The sequence below is a fragment of the Lacrimispora xylanisolvens genome (assembly GCF_002934545.1).
GTDB classification, from domain to species: Bacteria; Bacillota; Clostridia; order Lachnospirales; family Lachnospiraceae; genus Lacrimispora; species Lacrimispora xylanisolvens.
Window position 1 is genome coordinate 179,642 of sequence record NZ_PTJA01000001.1, and the last position, 23,099, is coordinate 202,740.

General features: G+C 42.1%; 26 protein-coding genes and 1 tRNA gene. 15 read left to right on the forward strand and 12 right to left on the reverse strand.

What is annotated here, in order from left to right:
• Nucleotides 1–2 precede the first annotated feature (2 nt).
• The 3 genes from BXY41_RS00875 to BXY41_RS00885 are packed head-to-tail and all read left to right on the forward strand — an operon-like array spanning nt 3 to nt 2,379.
• On the forward strand, nt 3–815 hold the full coding sequence (locus BXY41_RS00875) for a hypothetical protein (protein ID WP_104433612.1): 813 nt from the start codon (nt 3–5) through the stop codon (nt 813–815).
• Nucleotides 816–841: 26 nt separating this feature from the next.
• On the forward strand, nt 842–1,891 hold the full coding sequence (gene yiaK, locus BXY41_RS00880; protein WP_104433614.1) for a 3-dehydro-L-gulonate 2-dehydrogenase: 1,050 nt from the start codon (nt 842–844) through the stop codon (nt 1,889–1,891).
• Between the two features lie 35 nt (nt 1,892–1,926).
• Nucleotides 1,927–2,379, forward strand: a complete 453-nt coding sequence (locus BXY41_RS00885) for a NanQ anomerase/TabA/YiaL family protein (protein ID WP_104433616.1) — start codon at nt 1,927–1,929, stop codon at nt 2,377–2,379.
• Nucleotides 2,380–2,392: 13 nt separating this feature from the next.
• On the opposite strand, the gene BXY41_RS00890 is transcribed toward BXY41_RS00885, so the two are convergent.
• Complete coding sequence (locus BXY41_RS00890; protein ID WP_104433618.1) at nt 2,393–3,040, reverse strand: GntR family transcriptional regulator; 648 nt, start codon at nt 3,038–3,040, stop codon at nt 2,393–2,395.
• Between the two features lie 144 nt (nt 3,041–3,184).
• Between BXY41_RS00890 and BXY41_RS00895 the strand changes: the two genes are divergently transcribed.
• The 4 genes from BXY41_RS00895 (at nt 3,185) to BXY41_RS00910 (ending at nt 6,875) form a co-directional block, all read left to right on the forward strand.
• Nucleotides 3,185–3,874, forward strand: a complete 690-nt coding sequence (locus BXY41_RS00895) for a cyclase family protein (protein WP_104433620.1) — start codon at nt 3,185–3,187, stop codon at nt 3,872–3,874.
• A gap of 16 nt (nt 3,875–3,890) precedes the next feature.
• On the forward strand, nt 3,891–4,805 hold the full coding sequence (locus tag BXY41_RS00900) for a ketopantoate reductase family protein (RefSeq protein ID WP_104433622.1): 915 nt from the start codon (nt 3,891–3,893) through the stop codon (nt 4,803–4,805).
• 150 nt (nt 4,806–4,955) lie between these two features.
• A complete protein-coding gene (locus tag BXY41_RS00905) occupies nt 4,956–5,831 on the forward strand; it encodes a dihydrodipicolinate synthase family protein (RefSeq protein ID WP_104433624.1) in 876 nt (291 codons plus the stop codon).
• A 21-nt stretch (nt 5,832–5,852) separates the two neighbouring features.
• Entirely contained in the window at nt 5,853–6,875 is a 1,023-nt protein-coding gene (locus tag BXY41_RS00910) for a zinc-binding alcohol dehydrogenase family protein (RefSeq protein ID WP_104433626.1), read from the forward strand.
• 41 nt (nt 6,876–6,916) lie between these two features.
• On the opposite strand, the gene BXY41_RS00915 is transcribed toward BXY41_RS00910, so the two are convergent.
• Genes BXY41_RS00915 through BXY41_RS00930 form a run of 4 tightly spaced genes read right to left on the reverse strand, consistent with a single transcriptional unit; the run spans nt 6,917 to nt 9,890 of the window.
• Entirely contained in the window at nt 6,917–7,744 is an 828-nt protein-coding gene (locus BXY41_RS00915) for a M28 family peptidase (RefSeq protein ID WP_104433628.1), read from the reverse strand.
• Between the two features lie 13 nt (nt 7,745–7,757).
• On the reverse strand, nt 7,758–8,273 hold the full coding sequence (locus BXY41_RS00920) for a NanQ anomerase/TabA/YiaL family protein (protein WP_104433630.1): 516 nt from the start codon (nt 8,271–8,273) through the stop codon (nt 7,758–7,760).
• 44 nt (nt 8,274–8,317) lie between these two features.
• Nucleotides 8,318–9,100 carry an SDR family NAD(P)-dependent oxidoreductase gene (locus BXY41_RS00925; RefSeq protein ID WP_104433632.1) on the reverse strand — a complete coding sequence of 261 codons (783 nt, stop codon included), beginning with the start codon at nt 9,098–9,100 and terminating at the stop codon, nt 8,318–8,320.
• Complete coding sequence (locus BXY41_RS00930; protein ID WP_242980005.1) at nt 9,093–9,890, reverse strand: GntR family transcriptional regulator; 798 nt, start codon at nt 9,888–9,890, stop codon at nt 9,093–9,095. Before BXY41_RS00930 ends, BXY41_RS00925 begins: the two co-directional genes overlap by 8 nt.
• Before the next feature lie 218 nt (nt 9,891–10,108).
• On the opposite strand from BXY41_RS00930, the gene BXY41_RS00935 reads away from it, so the two are divergent.
• Nucleotides 10,109–10,714 carry a hypothetical protein gene (locus BXY41_RS00935; protein ID WP_104433634.1) on the forward strand — a complete coding sequence of 202 codons (606 nt, stop codon included), beginning with the start codon at nt 10,109–10,111 and terminating at the stop codon, nt 10,712–10,714.
• A gap of 131 nt (nt 10,715–10,845) precedes the next feature.
• On the opposite strand, the gene BXY41_RS00940 is transcribed toward BXY41_RS00935, so the two are convergent.
• The 5 genes from BXY41_RS00940 to BXY41_RS00960 form a co-directional block, all read right to left on the reverse strand.
• Nucleotides 10,846–11,919: a BMP family protein gene (locus BXY41_RS00940; RefSeq protein ID WP_207657046.1), complete on the reverse strand. Its 1,074-nt coding sequence runs from the start codon at nt 11,917–11,919 to the stop codon at nt 10,846–10,848.
• A 61-nt stretch (nt 11,920–11,980) separates the two neighbouring features.
• Nucleotides 11,981–12,922, reverse strand: coding sequence for an ABC transporter permease (locus BXY41_RS00945; RefSeq protein WP_170072123.1), 942 nt, complete (start codon nt 12,920–12,922; stop codon nt 11,981–11,983).
• Complete coding sequence (locus BXY41_RS00950) at nt 12,922–13,983, reverse strand: ABC transporter permease (RefSeq protein WP_104433636.1); 1,062 nt, start codon at nt 13,981–13,983, stop codon at nt 12,922–12,924. The genes BXY41_RS00945 and BXY41_RS00950 overlap by 1 nt, the downstream gene beginning before the upstream one ends.
• Nucleotides 13,984–13,986: 3 nt before the next feature.
• Nucleotides 13,987–15,501, reverse strand: a complete 1,515-nt coding sequence (locus BXY41_RS00955) for an ABC transporter ATP-binding protein (RefSeq protein WP_104433638.1) — start codon at nt 15,499–15,501, stop codon at nt 13,987–13,989.
• Nucleotides 15,502–15,510: 9 nt separating this feature from the next.
• The gene (locus BXY41_RS00960) at nt 15,511–16,131 is read right to left on the reverse strand and encodes a TetR/AcrR family transcriptional regulator (protein WP_104433641.1); all 621 of its coding nucleotides are present in this window, start codon (nt 16,129–16,131) and stop codon (nt 15,511–15,513) included.
• A 335-nt stretch (nt 16,132–16,466) separates the two neighbouring features.
• Between BXY41_RS00960 and BXY41_RS00965 the strand changes: the two genes are divergently transcribed.
• A tRNA-Gly gene (locus BXY41_RS00965) sits at nt 16,467–16,539 on the forward strand.
• Nucleotides 16,540–16,638: 99 nt separating this feature from the next.
• On the opposite strand, the gene BXY41_RS00970 is transcribed toward BXY41_RS00965, so the two are convergent.
• Nucleotides 16,639–17,634: an alpha/beta hydrolase gene (locus tag BXY41_RS00970; RefSeq protein WP_104433643.1), complete on the reverse strand. Its 996-nt coding sequence runs from the start codon at nt 17,632–17,634 to the stop codon at nt 16,639–16,641.
• 387 nt (nt 17,635–18,021) lie between these two features.
• Here BXY41_RS00970 and BXY41_RS00975 point away from each other — a divergent pair, with 387 nt between their 5' ends.
• Complete coding sequence (locus BXY41_RS00975; RefSeq protein WP_104433645.1) at nt 18,022–18,429, forward strand: VOC family protein; 408 nt, start codon at nt 18,022–18,024, stop codon at nt 18,427–18,429.
• 80 nt (nt 18,430–18,509) lie between these two features.
• On the opposite strand, the gene BXY41_RS00980 is transcribed toward BXY41_RS00975, so the two are convergent.
• Entirely contained in the window at nt 18,510–19,445 is a 936-nt protein-coding gene (locus tag BXY41_RS00980) for a substrate-binding domain-containing protein (protein WP_104433647.1), read from the reverse strand.
• Between the two features lie 210 nt (nt 19,446–19,655).
• On the opposite strand from BXY41_RS00980, the gene BXY41_RS00985 reads away from it, so the two are divergent.
• From BXY41_RS00985 to BXY41_RS01005, 5 genes are all read left to right on the forward strand, one after another.
• Nucleotides 19,656–20,177 carry a DUF6886 family protein gene (locus BXY41_RS00985; RefSeq protein WP_104433649.1) on the forward strand — a complete coding sequence of 174 codons (522 nt, stop codon included), beginning with the start codon at nt 19,656–19,658 and terminating at the stop codon, nt 20,175–20,177.
• Nucleotides 20,178–20,206: 29 nt separating this feature from the next.
• Nucleotides 20,207–20,728: a cysteine hydrolase family protein gene (locus BXY41_RS00990; protein WP_104433651.1), complete on the forward strand. Its 522-nt coding sequence runs from the start codon at nt 20,207–20,209 to the stop codon at nt 20,726–20,728.
• 79 nt (nt 20,729–20,807) lie between these two features.
• Nucleotides 20,808–21,863: a BtrH N-terminal domain-containing protein gene (locus BXY41_RS00995; RefSeq protein WP_104433653.1), complete on the forward strand. Its 1,056-nt coding sequence runs from the start codon at nt 20,808–20,810 to the stop codon at nt 21,861–21,863.
• 44 nt (nt 21,864–21,907) lie between these two features.
• Nucleotides 21,908–22,546, forward strand: a complete 639-nt coding sequence (locus BXY41_RS01000; RefSeq protein WP_104433655.1) for a GyrI-like domain-containing protein — start codon at nt 21,908–21,910, stop codon at nt 22,544–22,546.
• A gap of 28 nt (nt 22,547–22,574) precedes the next feature.
• Nucleotides 22,575–23,093 (forward strand): HXXEE domain-containing protein, encoded by a 519-nt coding sequence (locus tag BXY41_RS01005; protein ID WP_104433657.1) that lies wholly within the window; start codon nt 22,575–22,577, stop codon nt 23,091–23,093.
• Nucleotides 23,094–23,099 lie beyond the last annotated feature (6 nt).

Genomic DNA, 23,099 nt, shown 5'->3' on the forward strand with positions numbered 1-23,099 from the left:
TTATGACAAAAGAAGAATTCAGGGAAGCCTTAAAACCCATTGGGGCGGGGCTTTTAGGCAGACCAAGCCAGCAAAGATATGAACGTCCCCATTTCCCAATCCGCCCCATCGGGGACATGCTTTCTGATCTGGCTGTAATAGAACCATGGGAATGGTATGGCTATGCATTTTCCAGAGAGCCTCTGAACGGAAAATTTAATGATGACCAGCGCAGGGAATGGATGGAAAAGAGCCTCGCATGCGGAAAAGAATATGCCGGTATTGTATGCAGAGAATATGGAACCCAGGATCCAAAGGAACTGGCAAAAGCCATGGGTATGAACGTTTCTTATCCGGAATTTCCGGAAAAGACGGACCGTGTTCTGTTTGCAGAATTCCGGGTGCCTGACAAGATCTGTATTTATATGGATGCAGTCAACAAAGCTGCCAGACTGTTTTCAAAACCGGAAGTAACTCAGGTTTTGACAGAAGGGCTTGATGTAAGCAGACTTTTATTGGCTCACGAACTCTTTCATTTTGTAGAAGAACGATATAAGCATGAAATTTTCACAAAAACGGAGAAAATAAGACTTTGGTCTCTGGGATTCATTCATAACGATTCCAATGTAATTGCTTTTAGTGAGATTGCAGCAATGGGATTTGCCCAGGAAATTATGAAAATCAGTTATTCTCCGTATCTGATGGATGTGTTTCTGGTTTATGGCTATTCTCCGGAAGAGGCAAGCGGATTGTATGAAGAGATGATGCAGGCTGCAAAGAGAGTACCCAGACCCGCCCCACAGGAACCTTCATTGGGTGAAGAAACGACAGTATAAAAAAAGGCAGGAGAAAAGGAGAAGATATGAGTATAAAAGTTCCTTATGAAAAAGTAAAAGAAACCGTAGAGAAAGCACTTTTGCAGGCAGGACTTTCCAAAGAAAAGGCGGAAATCTGTGCAAAAATTCATGCCCAGTCCAGTGCAGACGGTGTGGAAAGCCACGGCTTAAACCGTGTTCCCCGTTTTGTGGAGTATGTATTAGGCGGTCTGGTAGATCCGGAAGGTGAGCCGGAATTAATCGGTGGCAAGGGTGCTGTAGAAAATTATGACGGACATCTGGGAATCGGCATTACCAATGCTCTTTTCTGTGCAGACCGTGCCATGGAGCTTGCCAAAGTTCACGGAATCGGCTGTGTTGCATTAAAAAATACCACTCACTGGATGCGTGGCGGCACATATGCATGGAGAATGGCAGAAGCAGGATTTATGGGAATGAGCTGGATTAATACGGAAAGCTGTATGCCGCTTTGGGGAAGCGATGAACCGGGCGTAGGAAACAATCCTTTCTGTATTGCAGTTCCAAGAGAAGACGGCCCCATCGTACTTGATATGGCAATGAGCCAGTATGCTTACGGAAAGCTTGGAGTTTACCGTCTGGCAGGCAAAAAGCTTCCTTTCCCAGGCGGCTTTGATAAAGAAGGCAATTTAACCGATGATCCGGGAGCAATTGAGGAGAGCAAACGAATTCTTCCTACCGGTTACTGGAAGGGAAGCTCCATGGCCATCGCTCTGGATCTGGCGGCTGCTCTTATGGCTAACGGAAAAAGCGGTCTGAATCTGGATGAAGAAGGAAGAGGAAGCTGTACCGGCTGCTGTCAGATCTTCATTGCCTACGATCCATATCTGTTCGGCACCAGGGAAGAAATTCAGGAAATGTTAAACAAGAGAGTAGCAGCTGCAGATGCCAGCCATCCGGAAAAAGAGGGCGGCAAAGTTACCTGTCCAGGCGAGCGTACCATAGAGACGAGAAAGCAAAGTATGGAAAACGGAGTCAATGTGGATGAACTGATCTGGGATCAGATCGTTGCCATCTCTGAGGGAAACTTAGAAACAAAAGATATTGCAAGCAAATAAAACACAGCCCTGTTAAGCGGAAAGAGGAGAAGATTATGCTGTTTTCTAATATCACAGTTGCAGAGAAATATAATTATCTGGAAGAAAAATTTACAAAGGCCTATGAATGGCTGAGATCAACGGATATCGCATCCCTTCAGCCGGGAAGCTATCCCATTGCTGGTGACCAGGTTGTAGCAAATGTTCAGGAGTACACCACAATTTCTCCAGATGAGGCTTCATTTGAAACTCATGAAAAGTTCTTCGATATCCAGTACGTAGTTTCCGGCAGGGAGCAGTTTGGTGTGTGCAAACGGGAAGGACTCACTGTTAAGGAACGCCGGGAGGAGAACGACTTAATCTTTTATGAAGAACCGGGACTGAGCGGCAGTGTACTTCTGGAAGAGGGAGACTTGATCATCGTTGCACCTGAGGATGCTCATAAGCCCCGCTGCGTGGCAGGAGTTCCCTGCCAGGTCAAAAAAGTAGTAGTAAAGGTGGCTCTGTAGCAGCTTGCCTATATCAGATAAGATTCATGCCTAGAGGCATCATTAAATGAGCAATTAAAACCTGATAAGCCTGATCGGTATTTCCGTCCTTTAATTGCTGATAAAAATTTTCATGTTCCTCTAAGGTGGCCTGTGTCCGCCCTGTAACAGTAAGGGCATTGGCTGTGGTCAGATGAATCATATAAAGGAGGCGCTGGAATAAGTGGTCAAATTCACTGTTCCTGGCGAAATGGACCAGAAGCATATGAAACTGATGGTCCTCCTCCGTAAATGAGGCTGGGAAGTTGTCTGAAGTCAGCGCGGCCTTTTGTCTCTTAAGAGATTCTTCCATCTCCTTAAGGAGAGTTGTAAACCGTTCGTCTCCTCTTAATGAAGCAGCGAGATGAACGCAGAAACCTTCAATGGCACAGCGGACTTCGATGGATTCACGCATGGTTTCTTTATCAAGACGGCGAATTTTAAATCCCCGGCTGGGAATGATGGTGATGTAGCCATCCTGGGAAAGGCACTGGAGAGCTTCCCGAAGGGGAGTCCGTGAAATTCCAAGTTCTTTTGCAAGTCTGGTCTCTGAATATAAAAGATCGGAGTCCAGTGATTTGGATAAAATCTGTTCTTTGATGGTATTATAAGCCTGTGACTGCAGGGAACCGCTATCGTACATGAAAAACTCCTTTCATGGGTTTTAGCCTATCATACCCTAGAAAATTTCACAAGTCAACAAAAAATGATTGACCGGTATACCGGTATACAGGTATAATAGTAGCAGTAAGAAAAATAATATTTTATCTCGCAGGAGGAAAATCAAATGAGCGTATCACAATTAGGAAATGGTTTAAGAGTAATCGATTTAACAAAGCAGCTGGATCCGGCTACCGAATCAAGACGGTGCCATTTATTCCGTTTTAACACAGGCGGCCCGATTCCGGATTTCCATACCATCATGGATTTAACCAGCCATTTAGGAACCCATGTAGAATGTCCGTATCACCACAACGATAACTGGACTGATGTTCAGGGTCTTCCAATCAGCACATTTATGGGACGCGCTATTTACGTAAGCATAACCCATATGGAGCCCAACGGAAAAATTAAGGCAGAAGATTTAGAGAAAGCCTGCGGCGACCGCATTAAAGAAGGCGATATCGTAATTCTGGATTCCCAGTATAAGCTGCCTCCATTTACTCCAGCTTCCAACACAGAAGAGGATAAGAGACTTTTTATCTGCCGTGAAACAGCTGAGTGGCTGAAAGAGAAGAAAGTGAAATGTGTGGGATTCGGCGATGGCGTTTCCATCGAAAGCAACAACACCGATGTTTCTGCATTCCATGATGTTTTAATGGAGGTTGATGTGGTGTTCTTAGAAGTGCTTAAGAATTTAGAGGAGCTGACAACCGACACCTTCTTTATGTCCTATACACCAATCCCGATCAAAGGTCTTGATTCCTGCCCGATTCGTGCTTATGCCATTGAGGGTATTGCAGAGTTTTCCAGATAACGGAAGGTGAATGGACATGAAAATTGCAGTAATCGGGGCTGGAGCCATGGGTTCCATCTATGGTGGTCACCTGTCCCAAAAGCATGAAGTTTATCTGATTGATACTTCCCCTGCCATCGTAGAACATATCCAGAAGGAAGGAATCAGACTTCAGGAAAATGGGGAAGAAAACGTATACCAGCCCAATGCAGTCACTTCTGCAGAAGGCCTTCCAGTTATGGACCTGGTACTTCTTTTTGTGAAATCTCTGTACTCCAGGGATGCGCTTGTATCAGGTAAGAACCTGATCGGGAAAGATACCTATTTAATGACGCTGCAAAATGGTTCCGGTCATGAAGACATTCTGGAAGAATTTGCTCCCACGGATCACATTATTATTGGCACAACAGAAGACAACGGAGCAGTTCTGGGTCCTGGATTGATCAGGAGAGGCGGAACGGGAAATACCAATGTGGGAATGCTCACAGAAGACAGTCATGGATTTCTTCCCAGGTTAAAAGAGGAATTTGAATGCTGCGGTTTTTCCGTGAAGATTCATTCCAATATCCAGCAGCTGATCTGGAACAAACTGTTTACCAATGTTTCCTTAAGTGCAGTTACCGGTATTTTGCAGGTAGACATGGGATACATTGCTGCCAATGACCATGCCTGGAATATGACAGTCCGACTGATCCGCGAAGCGGTGGCTGTGGCTCATGGTCTGGGTCTGGAAGCAGATGCAGAAGAAATTATAGAAAAAGTAAAAAAGACATCAGAAATGTCACCAAATGGATGTACCTCAATTCGTGCTGATATACAGAATGGACGGAAAACTGAGGTGGATATGATCAGCGGTTCCGTTGTAAGAGCAGCTGGTAAATGCGGGATACCTGTTCCGACCCACGAGTTTGTAGTGGAAATGGTACATGCTTTGGAAGGAAAACAACGGTAATTTGCTCAAGAGAAGGGAGGGTGTCCCAAAGAGTCAGTGTGAATGAATACAGCATGCTATCTGCTTTTTGAGACACCCGTTTTTTATTTCAATCCGGAATCAGACCGGGACAATATGGGGTTCATTTAAATGTCAGGGGGACATACTAACATGAAAAAATTAATTGTTGCTTCAATAACACCATTTGACAGACAGGGTAAAATCAACGAAACTTCAGCCAGACAGCTTTGGGAAAGAAACCTTACAGAAGGTGCAGACGGCTTCTTTATCGGAGGAAGCTCCGGTGAGTGCTTTCTGTTAACCAGAGAAGAACGGATCCGTTCCTTTGAACTGGCATCGGAGTTAAAAGACCGCTGTGATCTCTATGCACATGTAGGTGCCATCAGCACTGAGGAAGCCATTTTTTACGCAAAGAAAGCAAAGGAACTTGGAATTCGCGGCATTGCGGCAACACCGCCTTTGTATTTTGGATTTTCGGAGAAGGAAATTGCAGGATACTATTACGATATTGCCCAGGCAGTGGGGGAATCCGTCCTCTACTATAATATCCCATCAAGCACTCACAGGGAGCTGGATCTAAATAATCCGGAGACCAGAGAACTTATAAAATCCGGAGCAATTGGAGCAATCAAGCACACCAATTTAAATCTTCTTCAGATGGAACGGATCAAAAACATAAATTCCGACATCATCTGTTACGGAGGTTTTGAAAGCTCCATGGTGGCATTTCTTGCGTTTGGCTGTGATGGATTTATTGGAAGCAGCTTCAATTTTATGCTGCCCCAGTTCAAACGGATCATGGAATTGTACCTGGAAGGAAAAGAGGAAGAAGCCAGAGCTCTTCAGACCAAATCCAACAACATTTTGGATGTGCTTTTGAAAAACGGTCTCTGTGCGAACTTAAAGTACATCGTTTCCAATCAGGGGATTCCAGCCGGTGAAGTAAGAAAGCCCATGCTGCCATTGACAGAAAGCCGGAAAGAAGAAATGGATGAGATTCTTTCCAAATATCTGGAGGTACGCTAAGACATAAAGGAGATGAATCATATGAAAGCGGTACAGATTGTAAAACCGGGAGAATTAAAGGTAATTGATATAGAAAAACCTGTTCTTGATGAAGAAAACAATGTGATTGTAAAAATGACAGCTGCCGGAATCTGCGGTTCAGACGTTGGTATCTACCACGGAACCAACGCAGCAGCAACATATCCAAGAATTATCGGACATGAGATGGTAGGTGTCGTGGCAGAGACCGGTGCCTCTGTTCAGAAACTTAAAGTGGGTGACCGAGTCATTGTTAACCAGGTTACCAGCTGCGGACACTGCTATCCATGCAGGAAGGGAAGAGGCAATGTCTGTGATCATTTAAAGGTAAGGGGCGTTCATATTGACGGAGGCTATCGGGAGTTTATCGCGGTACCGGAAGCTGACTGCTATATTCTGCCTGATTCCATATCAGACCGGGATGCGGTTATGATTGAACCAACCACCATTGCCATACAGTCCTGCACCAGAGCAGAACTGGAAAAAGACGATATGCTTCTTATTTACGGCTCCGGTGCTCTTGGAAGCTCTATTTTAAAGATTGCCAGTCAAATCTGCGATCACATAATAGTCGCTGATATTCAGGATGATAAGCTTGAGACGGCGAAAGCAAATGGTGCAAAATACACGATTAACGTATTAAATGAGGATCTTGTGGAGAAAGTAAAAGAATACACCCATATGCATGGAGCCACCGTATCCATCGATGCTGTCTGCAACAAGGATTCCCTGATCCGCCTTTTAAATGCCACCGGAAACGCAGGAAAGGTTATCACCATGGGATTTTCAACTGCCCCCACAGAGATCAATCAGTTTGCCATAACAGCCAAGGAGCTTGATGTGAGAGGCTCCAGACTTCAGAATAAAATGTTTGGAAAAGCTATTAATTTGATTCAGGAGGGAAAACTGGATCTGACCGGTTCTGTTTCCCACACATTCCCGCTTATTAAGGCTCAGGAGGCCTTTGATTTTGTGGATAGTCATGATCCATCTATCCGCAAGATTATTCTTACATTTGATTTTTAAAACCCCACTCTCTCTCTAAAAGAAGAGGTTCCTTCTGCTTATTAAAACAGAAGGAACCTTTTCTTTTTATCAAAAGACCTGTGAAGTGCATCGGTCAAATAATCGTATATCCGATTCATGGCTGCTAATTCAACCCATTCCGGAGTATCCCGGTATCCGCCGTGCATGGTAGTGGAAATCTCCATCTGATCCAGGATCATATGAAATTCCGGGGGTCTGCCTAATAAACCACTGCCCATCCTGGAAAGAGCATTTAGATACTGGATATCCCATCTTGGAACGCTGGCAATACTGATTGCCGGAGTCCGGCTGCCGGAAAAGGAAGCTTCATCACTTCCCGGGAGATATTTTACAAGCACACCGTTATGGTCTGCCAGGACTTCTTTTCTGCAAAATGCTTCCACTCCCGGCTTTCGTTCATATCCCCGGCTGTTAACCGCAATGGTATCCCCATAACCGCACACATCCAGATTAATAACTCCTGTTATCTCCTGATGATTCATGGAAGCAGCATAGAGTCTGCTCCCGGTATTACCGGTTTCTTCCCCATCAAAAAATGCAAATCTTGCAGGAAAATTCTCTTCTTTCAGTTTTCCCGCAAGAGTGATGAGTATGCACAAAGCAGCAGCATTATCATTGGCGCCAAAGCTGCCGGGCACTGCATCATAATGAGCACAGAAAAGAGGACCGGGATCACTGTTCCATGGTGCCAGAATATAGTTATAAATCCCTCTTGGAGCCTTTTGGGAAGGAGGATCCTCCTGTAGATCAAAATCCAGATGCTCCTTTACAAGAACTTCCCTGAGCGCATTGCGTCTCTGATCCGGATCTTTCAAAGAAAGCGTCTCCAGATAATGGTTTAATTCCATATTTGGTGACCTCCTAACGGGTACTGTCCGGCAGGCAGCTATCTAACGGTACTTTAATTACAATCTTTCTGATGGAAGACTTTGTATCCCCTGATTGAATTGCAGGAATATGCACATCCCAGGGGAAATAAATGGCAAAAGTTCCCGGTATCATATGAATCCGGCCTTCCTCAGCGGCGGGATCATTTTTATAAAAAAGAATATCTCTTGGAGTATCAAGAAGATTCTCTTCAACCTGCCCGTTGCCGTCATCTGTGTAAAAGCCGGCCTCTTCCGGACCGCCGCAGGCGAGAAACTGTACATCAATATTCTTTCTGTGAATTTCAGGACGAAGTCCGCTCCGGTCACCGGTCTTTAAGTCAAGCACCTGAAGAATTACCGGGATACCATCTAAATCTATAGTAAACACCCCTGGTTCATGGGCTGCCATATCATGCTCGGTCAGATAACGGATCGCGCAGCTAAGAGGAGCAGGCAGAATGGCAAGCTGTTCTTTTAACATGGAACTATAAATATTTCCGAAAATCATAATCGATTCCTCCATCAATTCTTATATTCTGATTTATGTGACCTTTACTGCATAGCGGTTAAACCGCCGTCTACACCAAGAATCTGTCCAGTTACAAAGGAAGAGGCATCGCTGCATAAAAATACCGCAGCTGCCGCAATATCTTCTTCCTGACCAATTCGTCCCAAAGGAATCCGTTTCGTTAAAGTCTGGTAAAACTCAGGATCATCCAGCTGAAAGGCGTTAATAGGGGTCCGGACAAAGGTTGGGGCAATGGCGTTACATGTGACTCCGTATTTGCCCCATTCGCAGGCAAGCTGTTTGGTATACATATTCACAGCCCCTTTGCTGGTGCAGTAAGCCAGGTAATCCTGTCCGGTTCCAATAAGGCCTTTTACCGATGACAGATTTAAAATCCGTCCGTATCCAGATGGGATCATAAAACGTTTTCCCACAGCCCGGGTTACTGTATGAATTCCAAGCACATTTAAATCCATAACCTGTGCGAACACTTCTTCTTCGTAATCTTCGGCTGGAATCAGCCGGTTCATACCCGCGCTGTTCACTAAGATATCAAGGCTGCAAAATTCCCGGCTAATCTCGTCCATCATTTCTTCTACCTTATGGCGATCTGTAATATCACAGCCGAGAGTGAGAAGTCGTCTGCCTTCCCTGTCTGCTGTTTCTCTTAAAAAACCGGCCTTTTCCGGATGCCCTCCGCAGACGGCAACATCGGCTCCGCTTTGAAGAAATGCTTTTGCAATGGAACTTCCAAGCCCGCCTGTGCCTCCGGCAATCAGAGCCTTTTTTCCAGTCAGGGCAAATCTGGTTTGTATACAATCATTCATCGTAGCTGATTCCTTTCTGATAGTAGGATGCCGCCGTATCATAACCTGGCTGGCTTTCAAGAAAATAATCCGGATAACACTCCTGCAAAGGTGGGATCAGAAGCTGTATCCGGGATAAATGATGACGGTAGATGGTGCATGCGCGATCGGTGTTTCTTGCAGCCAGTGCATCGGTAAGAGACGTAAGATCCTTTATAAAATCTTCTGTAACCGAAGAATCTGACGCAGCCAGATATAAAAGTCTCTGAAGATCCATACCGGCTTTCTGCACAGCCTCCCATATATAATTCATCTTTCCTCCCAGTTCATAAAGAAGATGGTAATAATCAGTAATTAACCGGACGGAGTGGGATAAATCTCCCTGAGCTAAATAGTCCTCCAGCTCCCGTAAATGGTGATAGAGGATATCAAACTGAGTGCCCTTGACATTCCGGATAAAGATATTCTGGATCATGGCTGTTCCAAGCTGCTTATGAATCCATAAGGTCTGCTCGATCCGAGCAGTATCGATCTTTGAAACAAACGCACCTTTCTGAGGAATAATATCAATCAGATTTTTTCTGGAAAGCTTGTACAGAGTATCGTGGACAGGAGTCCGGCTGATATTTAACGCATCTGCCAGTTCTACTTCGTTCATCTTTCTTCCGGGAGGAAGATGGAGATTTAAAATAAAATGCCGTATGATCCGGTACGCATACTGTCTTGCATCTTCCGTATGCCTTCTGGGCGGTAATTTTTGAAACGGTATGAGTGACATGTAAAACTCCGTTCTGCCGTATTGAGACGGCATATTTCTTCCTATATTATACCATGAATTTTGTTATTTGGTAAACCCTTATGATAAAATCATGACATTCATGGAATGAAAATATTCGTTACAAAAATCTTAATTAATATTTAAAAAATTAACGGGTTGTTACCACTGGGATTTTATGCTATAATTTTACTGCTTTCGATTTTACATATAAAAGCAGGGGGATTGCCAATACCAATTGACGAGGAGAAATTATGAAAAAGAGAATTTATTCTATCTTACTGGCCTGTTTATTAATTGCAGCACTTGCAGGCTGCGGTAAAAAGGCAGAAGCCGTTGCAACAGAAACAACTGTTGCTGAATCACAGGTAACAACAGAGGCAACAACAGAAGAAAGCAAAGCAGCTGAAGCCAGCGCAGACGCTTTCACAGCATTTGAAGATCCAAACGGATTATTTACAGCCAGCTACCCGGGAACACCCAAAGAGATGAAGCAGTCAGCTTCTTCTGAAGGAACCACAATCGATCTGTATTCTTATATGCTTGAGCAGGAAGATGCGCTTTATAATGTTATGTACAGTGTCATACCTGAGGGTGCGTCAGGAGATCCTGCCGCTATGTTAGAAGGCGCAGTTGCTAATATTCCCTATACCATTGAGGACAGCAAGGATATTACCCTTGGAGAATACCAGGGTAAAGAATTAAAATACAGTGCTCCGCTGGGATCTGATACCATCGTCTTCTATCACAGAGTATATATCACAGGAGATTATATTTACCAGCTTCAGGCAGTGTCTGAATCAGGAGAAAGAACACCGGAAATTGACACTTTCTTTAATTCCTTTGCACTTAAAAAATAATATGCAGTAACCGATCATCAGGATTCCCCAATTCTGTTCATTATGTATAGTTAGAAAGATTCCCGTTTTAAAAGACAGGAAAATCCCCGTGAGAGAAGTATTTCCATACTTGCTTTCACGGGGATTTTTAATTACTGAATAAAGGTTCCTGCCTTAATCTGATCAACTATTTCTTTATACTGTGTCTGAATATCCTGTGGAACTAAATTGGAAAATGTTCCGATACTTAAGCATCCGTTGCTTAAATCACCGTAGATGGTTTTGCCGCCAAAGGTATCTGCTTCCACATCCTTCATACAGGCTTTTAATAAAGCCGCGTTGTCGGTCACAACAGAGCAGATGATAATTTTGTGATCAGCAGAACCTAAATCACCTGGCTGACCGATATCGTATCTGCCCTCTGATCCGGCCAGTGCTTCCCGTGCTCCGGTATCAACTGCGGAGGCATCACCAAACATAACGTCAACATCATAGGTGGAAACCATGGAGGAAGCGATTTCCTTACCCTTGGCAGTATCGCTGAAAGAGCCTGCATAAGCAGAGGAAACTTTAATATCAGGATTTACTTTTTTGGCTGCCTTTTCATAGCATTCCAGCTTCGCCTTTGTGGTATCCAGCTCCATACCGCCGATAAATCCGATGTTGTTGGTCTTGCTCATAAGACCTGCCAGAGCACCTGCCATGTAACCGATCTGCTTTGCATCAGGAAGAATGGAGGTGATGTTTTCTGTTTCAACAGTACCATTTAACAGAGCAAACTTGATGTCCGGATATTCTTCTGCTACCTGCTTAACTGCATCGGTATACTGATTGCCTGGTGCGAAGATCAGGTTGTAACCCAGTTCTGCGTAATCGGTCATAACTGTGGCAAAATCAGCAGTCGCTACATTGTCTGTATACACAGTTTCCCAGCCGCTGTCTTTTGCTGCATTTACCATAGCCTGATAGCAGCTTGCGCCCCAGCCTCCGTCAGAAACAGAAGAGTCAAGGACCATGGCCACTTTATAGCCGGATGCTTTTGATGAGTCAGCAGCCTTTGTTTCTTCTGCTTTTGTGGTTTCTGCCTTTGTGGTCTCCGCTGCAGAAGTTTCTGCTGATGAGCCTGCCGCTTTTGTTGGTGCAGCCGCGCTGCCGCATGCGGCCAGGCTCATGGCTGTAAGGACTGCGGCCATGATAAGAGATGCTGTTTTCATAGTCTTTTTCATAATAAATCCTCCTTTTATGTTTGAAAAAATATATAATCGCAGGGCTGTCCTGGAATTATCATCATCGTTCTTCCCTGTAATAGGGCTGTCCGTTGGCTTTTGGTCCGCTTTTTCGTATTCCGAAAAATGCAAGAACAAACAGGGTACACAGATAGGGGATCATCTGGAGAAGCTGGTAGGGGGTGGACGGACTTAACAGCTGGAGCCGGATCTGCAGTGCATCACAAAATCCAAAAAGCAGGCAGGCTAACAATACACCGGAAGGCATCCAACGCCCGAATATAACAGCTGAAAGAGCAATAAACCCACGGCCTGCCACAATTCCCTCGGAGTAGGTGCTGGTGTAGCAGATGGTTAAATACGCTCCGCCGATTCCCGCAAGTGCGCCACAGATGATGCAGGCAATGTATTTTTGAAGCACAACATTGATTCCCAGTGTTTCTGCCGCTTTGGGAAATTCGCCTACGGCTTTAAAATTAAGTCCTGCTTTCGTCCTGTTAAAGAACACTGCAGTGACAGGTACCAGCAGATATGCCATGTATACCAGTGGTATGTGGTTGAAAAACAAAGGTCCAAGTACCGGAATACTGCTAAGGACCGGAATGGGCATTGCTTTCATGGATACACCCTGGATCAGTGTTGAGGTATCGGAAAAGGATAGGCGGTAGATAAAGGAAGCCAGTGCCGGTGCAAAAATATTAATTGCCATACCATAAACAATCTGGGGAGCACATAAACGGATGGTACAGAATGCATAAATCATATTAATGGCAACGCCTGACAGGGCACCAGCCAGAATACCGGTTGTAGGGCTCCCGGTTTTATAACCGATTAAGAAACCAATTAATGCGCCAAAGGACATGATTCCGTCAAGACCGATATTGACCAGTCCCGCCCGTTCGGAGTAGGTTTCAGCCAGTGCAACAAACAGAATGGGAGTTGCCATTCGAATGGTAGAAAGAAGCAGTTCTGTGAGAAAATTCATGTTGAAAAATGCATCCATCAGTTGGTAACCTCCTTTTTCCCCATATGGCTGTTTATGTATTGTCTGATTGCGGGAAGCTTTAGCAGCGCTGTACCAGCCACCGCAAATATAATTACCAATGCCTGAATGATATCAACCACTGCGGTAGGAATCTGCATACCGGTCTGCAAGGTACTTGCCCCTTTTCTAAGTACGGCAAAGATAAATGCAACTGCAGCAGTTCCGATGGGATTAAGCTGGGCAATCAGTGCGATTGCCACTCCGTCAAAGCCGAAACCCTGTCCAAATCCCCCCATCAGTCTTAACTGTTTTCCGTGAAGCTCTACACTTCCGCCCAGCCCGGCAACCGCTCCAGAGGCAATAAAAGAGAAGAGTACATACCGGTTTACGGGAAAACCATTGAAAAATGCGGCAGTTGAATTTAAGCCCACTGCCCTCAGTTTGAATCCCTTAGAGGTATAGAATAAAAAGTAATACCCTGCAAATGCCAGAAATAAAGCAACCCATACACCCCAGTGGACAGGAAAGCTTTTTGATACAACTGCCAGTTTGGTGCTGTCAGGGATTGCAAAGGTCTGGGGTACACTTCCGTCACGTAAAAGGGTGGTATAAACGTAACCCATAAAAAGGGTTGCCACGTAATTCAGCATGATGCTGACAATCATTTCATTTAAGCCTCTTGTAATCTTTAAAATTCCTGGAATTGCACCCCATACGGCTCCTGCCGCAGCGCCGATGAGAAGGCTGAGCAATATTCCTGCAATTCCTCCGATCCCGGTCTTGGTTACAAAAAAGATGCTGGCGACGGCACCCATAACAAACTGGCCTTCGCCTCCAAGGTTAAAAACACCGCATTTATACGAAAATGCTGCAGTCAGTCCGGTAAATATTAAAGGACAGGCGATTACAAGGGTCTGGGCGATCTTTCTGCTGCTTCCAAAAGCGCCGGAAAACAGAAATCCATATGCCTGAAAGGGATTTTTACCCAGGCAGATCATAATAATCCCTCCGATGATAAATGCCACCAGAATGGATAACACGGGCACGATGACTTTCATTAAATTTTCTTTTTGCTTCATGTCCTAATTCCCCTTTCCTGCCATTGCAAGTGAGATTTGTTCAATGGGCGGGTTAACTCCTGAGTAGGTTCCCATGACCTGACCCTCGAACATAACCAGAATCCGGTCTGATAAATTGAGAATTTCATCAAAATCAGCACTGATTAACAAAATCGCACAGCCCTGATCCCTGGCAGCAGCCATAGTATCATGAACATAACGGGCGGCGCCAATATCCAGGCCTCTGGTTGGATGAACCGCAATCAGAAGTTCCGGGTCATTTTCCATTTCTCTGGCAAGTATAATTTTCTGCTGGTTTCCTCCGGATAAGTTTCGTACCTCCTGCTCAATGGAGGCGCAGCGGATATCATTTTTTTCCTTCATTTCAAGTGCAAATTTTGTAATGGCTTTGTTCTTTAAGAGTGCTCCGTGTCCATAGGAAAAACGGGCTTCCTCTGTGGCTTTTAAAATCAGATTTTCCCTGACTGTCATATTGCCGATCAGTCCCATCTTATTACGGTCTTCCGGAACATGGGAAACGTGGGAGAGAATAAAGCCATTTGGAGCAAAACGGGATACGCGGGAGGCTTTTAACATGACCTCTCCTTCTTCCGGTGCAATAATTCCGGCTGCAAGCTGCGCAAGCTGTGACTGACCGTTCCCGTCAACTCCTGCGATGCCAAGAATTTCTCCCTTTCGTATGGTAAGGCTTACCTGATTTAAGCCGCTGTGCTTGTGCTGCTTTTGATAGCTGATATTTTGAAAGCTTAGGACTTCATCTCCGTCAGAGGTGACCTTTTTATAATTACTGGGCACCATTTCCCTTCCGATCATTAAATTTGCCAGCTGAGTGCCATCAGTGTCCTCTTTGTTTAAGGTGGTGACGGTCTCACCTGCCCGCAAAATAGTAATTCTGTCACTGATGGAAAGAACCTCTCTCATCTTATGGGAAATAAATATTACAGATTTTTGTTCCCCAGTCAGTTTCCGGATTATGGAAAAAAGTCCTTCTGCTTCAATGTCGGTGAGCGCAGCAGTGGGTTCATCAAGTATAAGAAGTTCCGCTCCCCGGTAAAGAGCTTTTAATATTTCTACACGCTGCTGGGCTCCTACGGAGATTTCAGTGATCTGCTTGTCCAGTTCCACGTCAAGACCATACTTTTCTGAAAGAGCCAGGATTTCCTTTCTTACCTGATCCTTTTTTATGAAGACAGAGGAATCCTTCCGGCTTCCAAGAATAATGTTTTCCAATACAGTCATGGCCTCTACAAGCATAAAATGCTGATGTACCATGCCAATGCCCATTTTTACCGCTGCCTTTGGTGAGTCAATTTTCACTTTTTCACCACGCAGATAAATGGTTCCGGCAGTAGGCTGGTATAAGCCGATTAAAATATTCATCAGGGTGCTTTTTCCTGCTCCGTTTTCTCCCAGCAGAGTATGTACTTCACCCTCCATTACAGAGAGATTGATATTGCGATTGGCATATACATCCCCAAACTGCTTGGTAATCTGCTCCATTTTCAGCAATTCCTTCATTGGTTCCTCCTAGCCTCTGATCTCTCTGATCAGGATTGATTTGCAATAAGCAAAATAAGAATCTAAGTCAAAAGCCTCTTTATCAACCAGAAACTGAACTGCGGCTCCCTCCAGCAATGAAACCGCAATTCCGGCTATCAGATTCTGCTTTTCCGAGGGCATATCTGGTGCAAATGTTTCTGCGATTTCCCGGATTTCTGTTCTCCAGTTCTGATAGGAAAGACAGAATTCCTGATGCATATCAGGATCCAGGCGGGACTGGTTCCAAAAATCAAGCTCCGCCACATCGTATTTATCATCTATTAGAATTGTATAAATCTTTTGTTTTATAAAAATGTCCAGGCGATCTTCCAGAGTCGCTTCCGGACCAATACCTGACTGATGAATGGATTGCTGGCGGATTTCGCGGTAACGGTTTAAGACTTTTTTCTGAACAGCAAGGAGAAGCTCTTTCTTACTGTTGTAATAATAATGAATGTTGGATTGAAACAAATTTGCTTTTTCTGCCACCTGACGGATTCTCAATCCGCTGATGGTTTTTTCCTGAATGATGGTAAGGGCTGCATCCAGAATTCTGTCTTCTGTTGAAGTGCTGCAGGGTTGTTCTTCTATTGATAAAATTTGACCCATATCATGCCTCCCTTTTGGTCAGATGACCAATTTCTTGCATTATACGGAACCGACTCTACGGTGTCAATGAAAAATCAGAACAATTGGTTATATTAAGTGATGGATTTAGAATATAAAAGAATAACACTTGAAGATTAACAAAACAAGGAAGATAATAAGGGATGATGGGTAATGTTTCCAGCTTTAATTAAAGAAACTGGATTTGTTAAAGTTTCCTAATTTTCTGAAATACACCTTTGTTTTGTATTATTTCTGTTATAAAAAAAATTAAGATATATATTGCAAATTTACACTGTATATGATATAATGCCAGTGTTGTGAAATGTATATTTCATGCGCGAGTGGCTCAGTTGGTGGAGTACGACCTTGCCAAGGTCGGGGTCGCGGGTTCGAGTCCCGTCTCGCGCTTTTATTAATAGGTAGCTGGAACCTTGATTTTACAAGGGTTTTCAGCTCTTTTTTATTTTATAGAAATGCTACTGGCGGCAGCCATATTTGAAAATTACCTTAAGGAATTGTCGGTTTCCCAATTTCCTCCATATAATCTTTGAATGCCTCAGCTATTTCTTTGTACTTTGTATGATGAAGGTAATGGGACCCTTCCATAGGAATCATCTTACCGATGGAGGATTGCTTTACCTGCTCTTCATGCAGTGGAATCCAATTAGGATTTTGTTCATTATTGGATTGAACGAAAAGTAACAGTGGAAGATCACTGGGATAAGTGAGATTTTCTGCATTTTTAAAGTTCGATCCCAGGTGTTTCAACTCATTAATCAAGGTTGGATTGCTTGAGACTTGATTGGAGATTAGATTCATCTGTTCTTTGGTTTGTTCATCGTATGCAAGAGATCCATAGGAGTCACCCCCTACCTTTTTTATCAATCTCATTAAACCGGATTTTTGTAGAAATACCATGGTACCTAAAGGCAATTTAGCGTCCATGCCAGGCTGATTTGGAACACTGCTATCAATGCCTACAAAAGCAGTAACTTCCTCAGGATAATTCTTTATATAGGTCGCCCCATAAAGACCTGTAATGGAATGTCCCATTAGAATGTAATGGTCAAGCCCTAATTGCTGTACGGCTTCGTGGATTTCGCTGACGATATTCTCTGTTGTTCTTTCCTTCTCGGTTCGATCACTTAATCCATAACCAAAAGGCTCGATTGCCACGACCTTATAATCTGGAGTTAATTCATCAATTAACAGCTTAAAGTCAAGCATAGGTGAAGGGGTTCCTTGACCAGGGAGAAGAACGATGGTCTGCTCTCCATTCCCCTGTATGGACACATTCATGTTTTTTCCATCCACAACAACATGCTGACCGTAAGGCTTTATTTTCTTTTTCTCAATCCCATTGCAGATTACATTCACAACATACGTAATGCCAAGAAATAAGATGAATGCGACAATAATACCTGCAATTATTTTTATTAATAAGTATCGTTTTTTACCATTCTTAGTCCCATCATTTTTTGAGACTTTCTCTGTTTGCGCCATGTTCTAATTCTCCAGTCTTTGTATCATTAGATCAATTTCTAAATAGACAATAAGTATAATAAATTAATATGTCCCCTTTGTGATGGTTATATGTACTGAGTGTAAACAACCGGAGTGTGTTGCTATTTATGGGGATGATGGATGCTATGAATATGCGCTTTTAGATGAAGATAACCAGACTATTATTTATATATTTACTCAATGGGAGAATGCAGATGATAAATACAATAGAAAATAAGTGCACCTTTAATACGTTGACAGGGCTGGGACAATCCATTATTCATTTAATGAATTACTGCACATAGAAAACTTAATATTGATAATAGATAGTAATCGGTGTATTCTTATTTGAAAAGATTAGTTTTGAAGAGGAGATAAATATATAAAATGAGACAAAGCTTTCTTCACCATATTTGTATTCAAACTAACGACTATGAGCAGTCGTTAAAATTTTATTGTAAGATGCTTGATATGGAAATAATAGAGGAAACACCTAATTTCCATGGAAGAGAGTATAATACATGGATTAAAAATGACTACCTTTGTATTGAATTACAGACACCAAAAAATGAACAACAGTTTGATCAAATAGATGATGATCATACGGGTGTCTCTCATATTTGCCTTTGGGTAAATGATATAAATCAATTATATTATGAACTCGGTGAAAAAGGAGCCCATTCATTTATTAAACATGGTGCAAATGATATTTATGAAGTAAATGGTGGTAAATTATTTAAATTGAAGTCTCCGGAAGGTACAATTATTGAATTTAGAAATAAATTGGGGTGCTGACATATTTTTTTTGTTGGGGGGTAAACCCGGTTTCTTAAAATCGATAAGTAAGGGTAATGATAGGATTGGCGTACCATGGCTTAAACTGGCGTATATCTATTAACTACAGTCACTCCGGTATTAATAAATTGTGAACCTGTATCCAATCCCCTTAATGCAGCAATTGCCTCAGCCATACCCAAATAGCCCATTGTAAATGGGCTTTGTACTAATACAGCTTTTATAATATTATTTCTTATCATTTCCTGTATGGTCTCTGTGAGATCAAATCCAATCCCGATAATATTTGTATTAGTTTCTTTCAAAGCGTTTCCCATTCCTAACGTAGTACCTTCATTGGTTGAAAAGATACCAACAAGATTGGGATTGTCTCTTATATATTTTTTCGTTGCCTGTTTTGATAGTTCCGGGTCACCATTGGTGTAAATAGTATCTAATATTTGATATTTGCTAAACATATTAAAATAATCGCGGAATCCTAAATCCCGATTTACAGTCGTTCTGTTTTCAGGCGTTACCCCAATGACTCCTATTGTACCACTAGTGAGCCCAGCCTCATCTAATTCGTAAAACATATTTTCTCCGGCTATCTTACCAGCTGCATAATTATCAGTAGCTAAGGTTACGATGGCTTGTTCAAATGCGGGTGCATCAACATAAATGATTTTTATACCCTTTGATTTCGCATCTTCAACTGAACTTGAAATCTTTAAAGGATCACTGGCGGCTAACATGATTGCATCTGCTCCCGCTGCGACGGCATTGTTAAATATCTCGATTTGTTTATTTACATCTCTTGTCAGGGGGGCATCCCATACATATGTAACACCTAACATAGAAGCCATTTCTCTGGCACCATTATCCATAAAACTCCAAAATTCATCACTTTTATCCATTGTTACTAAATAAATTTTATAATTCATATATACCATTTGGTTCAATTCTGCATCATCCCCTATAATAATAATCAATTTAATTGTTGGTTCATTTCTGGTGCTGAGATCCTTTATCTGCAATTTTAGTTAATACTCCTATATCCGGCATTATTAAGTTTTGAAAGAATACATGGATATTCATTTATATGCGAGGGAGGTGGGGATCATTACTTGAGAACTGCGGTTACCACTTTTAGAAAGCCTATTGCATTTTATCATGTACAGCTTTAAGATATTAGAAACGAAATTATGATATATTGAGAAGATTAACTGCGAAAGGGTGCGTCTGGTATGCGGTTGTTCCATGTAAGCGAGGATGGTAATATTGATATTTTTAACCCCAGGATTCCTAAAAGAGAGGACTTAGATAAAAGTGTTGGATTAGTATGGGCTATAGATGAAAAGCATTTGCCAAATTTTTTGACTCCGAGAGATTGCCCAAGAGTAACTTACTACGCAGATGAACATACTTCAAAGCATGACAAAGAGGTATTTTTTACCTCACCTGAGATTCAGCATGTTGTTATTATTGAGAGTAAATGGTTTGGAACTATGAAAAATACGCATTTATATCTTTATGAATTTGCTCCGGAAGGTTTTGAAGTTCAGGATGAGATTGCAGGGTATTATATTTCCAGAGTGGCTCAAAAACCCATTGAAAAATATATTGTTAATGATTTATTCGAGGCTTTGTTAAAAAGAAATGTGGAACTTCGAATTATAAAGAATTTATGGGGTATATCTGATAAAATTAAAACTACAACATTAAATTGGTCGATATGCCGTATGGGATATGCCCAGCCAAGATTATAAAATTATAAAAGAAACCGGGAGAATTTATTATGAACTATGATGCATTAATAATTGTGGACATGCAGACGGCTTTGGTAGAAGCAGAACCTTACAACTGGGTGACTGTGGTAGATAATATAAAGGAATTATTGGATTCATGCAGAAAAAAAGACCTCCCCATTATTTACATTCAACACGATGGCGGAATTGGCGATGAACTGGAGCATGGCAGCGTCGGCTGGACGGTATACAAAGAAATAGCTCCGATGCCAGATGAAAAAATATTTGAGAAACAGTATAACAGTGCATTTAGAAAAACCGGGCTTCATGAATATCTTCAGAAAATTGGTGTAAAAAACATTATTTTATGTGGAATGCAGACGGAGTACTGTCTGGATGTCACCTGTAAAGTGGCGTTTGAATACGAATATGAGGTAACCATACCTCAGTCGACAACAACTACATTTGATAATGCATTTGCAAGCGGAAAAGATTTGGCAGAATATTATGAAAACAAAATTTGGAACAACCGATATGCAAAGGTTGTAAGCATGGAGCAGGTTTTAAAATAATTCGCTATTGACTCTCGCATAATGTGAGGGTTTATACTCCTGTTGTAAGAATGCGATAAGCGTCAGGAGGTTTGTATTTATGCAAAAGAAATTAATTGAGCTGGAGCATCATGCACACGACTATGAATGTATGTGGAATGGAATTGAGGATTTGTATATACGAGAAACTGGTGAAACGCTTCCGCCAAATTTCTTTTTCAGTCTCGCCTCTTTCGGATCCTTCTGCTACTTGAAAACGCCGAAATCTGACCTGAAACGAATGATTGCGCTTGGAGATGGACGCACGAAGCAGATGTATGAATTTCTTGCCCCCATTGTAGGCTTTGAATACAAACATTACGAATATAAAATGTTTGAGCAGGCCATTAGAAAGGCTAAGTCAGAAATTGATGCGGGGTATCCGCCAGTTTTGGGGGCACTGGATATGTATTATCTGCCATACTATTCAAAAATTTATCTTAAAGAGCATATTCCATTCCATTATGTTTTGATGATAGGTTATGATGAAGATGCACAATGCATAGATTTGCTAGATTGCGGGCGTAAGGAGGTTGAGACACTTCCTTATACGCAACTGCGTAAAGCCTGGAATTGCAGTTATTCAGGTTTATCTAAACCAAACACTGTCTGCACGGTCAGATTAAATAACGCAAAGACCAAATACCAGATTGCTGAAGAATCACTTGCAAAAAAAAGTGAGATGTTTTTAAACCCCCAGGTGAACTTTACCGGCAGAAAAGGATTACAAAAATTTATATATGAATTGCCAAAACTAAAAAGTGAACTCACAAAGGAGGATTATGATAAGATACTCTTAAACCTGGTTATGTTTTTTGGTGCAGTGCCCACAGTTCCTAACGTTCTTCGTGGAATTAAGGAACCGGACGAAGTAAACTTCTACGGTGGTTTTGATAAAATGAGCTGTGTTCTAAATGATATTGGAAAAGAATTTGGTAATGAGACCTGGCTTAATGCATCCGTTATTTTTAGGCAGGGAGCCGTTATCATTTTAGATATAAAAGATATAATAGTAGCCTACCTGACTGGAGAAAAGGACAGGACCAACCAACTGCCAGGATTGTTTACAAAAATAATGGAGATCATGACAGAGGGATTTATTCTTCTGGAAAGATAGTATTTTATTTGAAAAAATAATAAGTGAATAGTGGGGGCTAAAAAATGGCTTTTGATTATAAGAAAGAGTATAAAGAATTTTATATGCCGGGGAGTACTCCAGAGATCGTAACAGTTCCGGTTACCAATTATGTTGCAGTAAGAGGCAAAGGAGATCCGAATCAGGAAGGCGGAGCATATCAGAAAGCGTTGGGAATCTTATATGGGGTAGCTTATACCATCAAAATGAGTTATAAGGGTTCACATAAAATAGAAGGCTTTTTTGAGTATGTGGTTCCTCCTCTGGAAGGCTTCTGGTGGCAGGATGATGTCGCGGGGGTGGACTATGCACATAAGGACACATTTAATTGGATTTCAGTAATTCGTCTGCCGGATTTTGTGACGAAAAAGGACTTTGACTGGGCAGTTACAGAGGCCGGTAAAAAGAAAAAAATGGATTGTTCGTCAGCCGAGTTCTTAACGGTAGACGAGGGGCTATGCGTACAAATTATGCACATAGGACCATTTGATGACGAACCTGCTACTGTTGCCATTATGGATGAGTATCTGGTTGAAAATGGGTATAGGAATGATATGACAGATATACGCCTTCATCATGAAATTTATCTTTCAGATATCCGTAAAGTTCAGCCCTCAAAATGGAAGACCATCATACGTCATCCTATAAAAAAGGAATGTATCTAAGCGCAAATGAATTTTTCAGGAGATTAAAATGAATGATATCAATGCAATGGTGTGGCTGTTCCCAATCCTCTTTATGTTTCACGATTTTGAAGAAATAATTTTCATGCAATCATGGATCAGTAAAAACAGAAATTATCTAGACCATAGGTTTCCTGCACTATCAAAAAAATTATCCTCTCATTTTGATCAGATAACAACCTCTGCCTTTGCCCTTGGCGTGGCAGAGGAATTTATCATAATCAGTATAATTACAGTTGTTTCTTATGTGACCAACTGGTATATTCTGTGGACAGGATTATTGATAACCTTTGCTTTGCATTTGGTAATTCACTGTATTCAGGCATTGGTGTTAAGAAAATATGTACCAGCTATTATTACAAGTATCATCTGCCTGCCAATCTGCATCTATATAATTAGCAATGTGGTGAAACTGTTTCCTCTGAACGATGTTATCTTGTACTCTGTTTTGTCTTTTGTATTTATGGTGATTAATTTGATTATGATCCACAGAGCTATGGAGGTTTTCAGCAAATGGTCAGCACAATAGGAACGG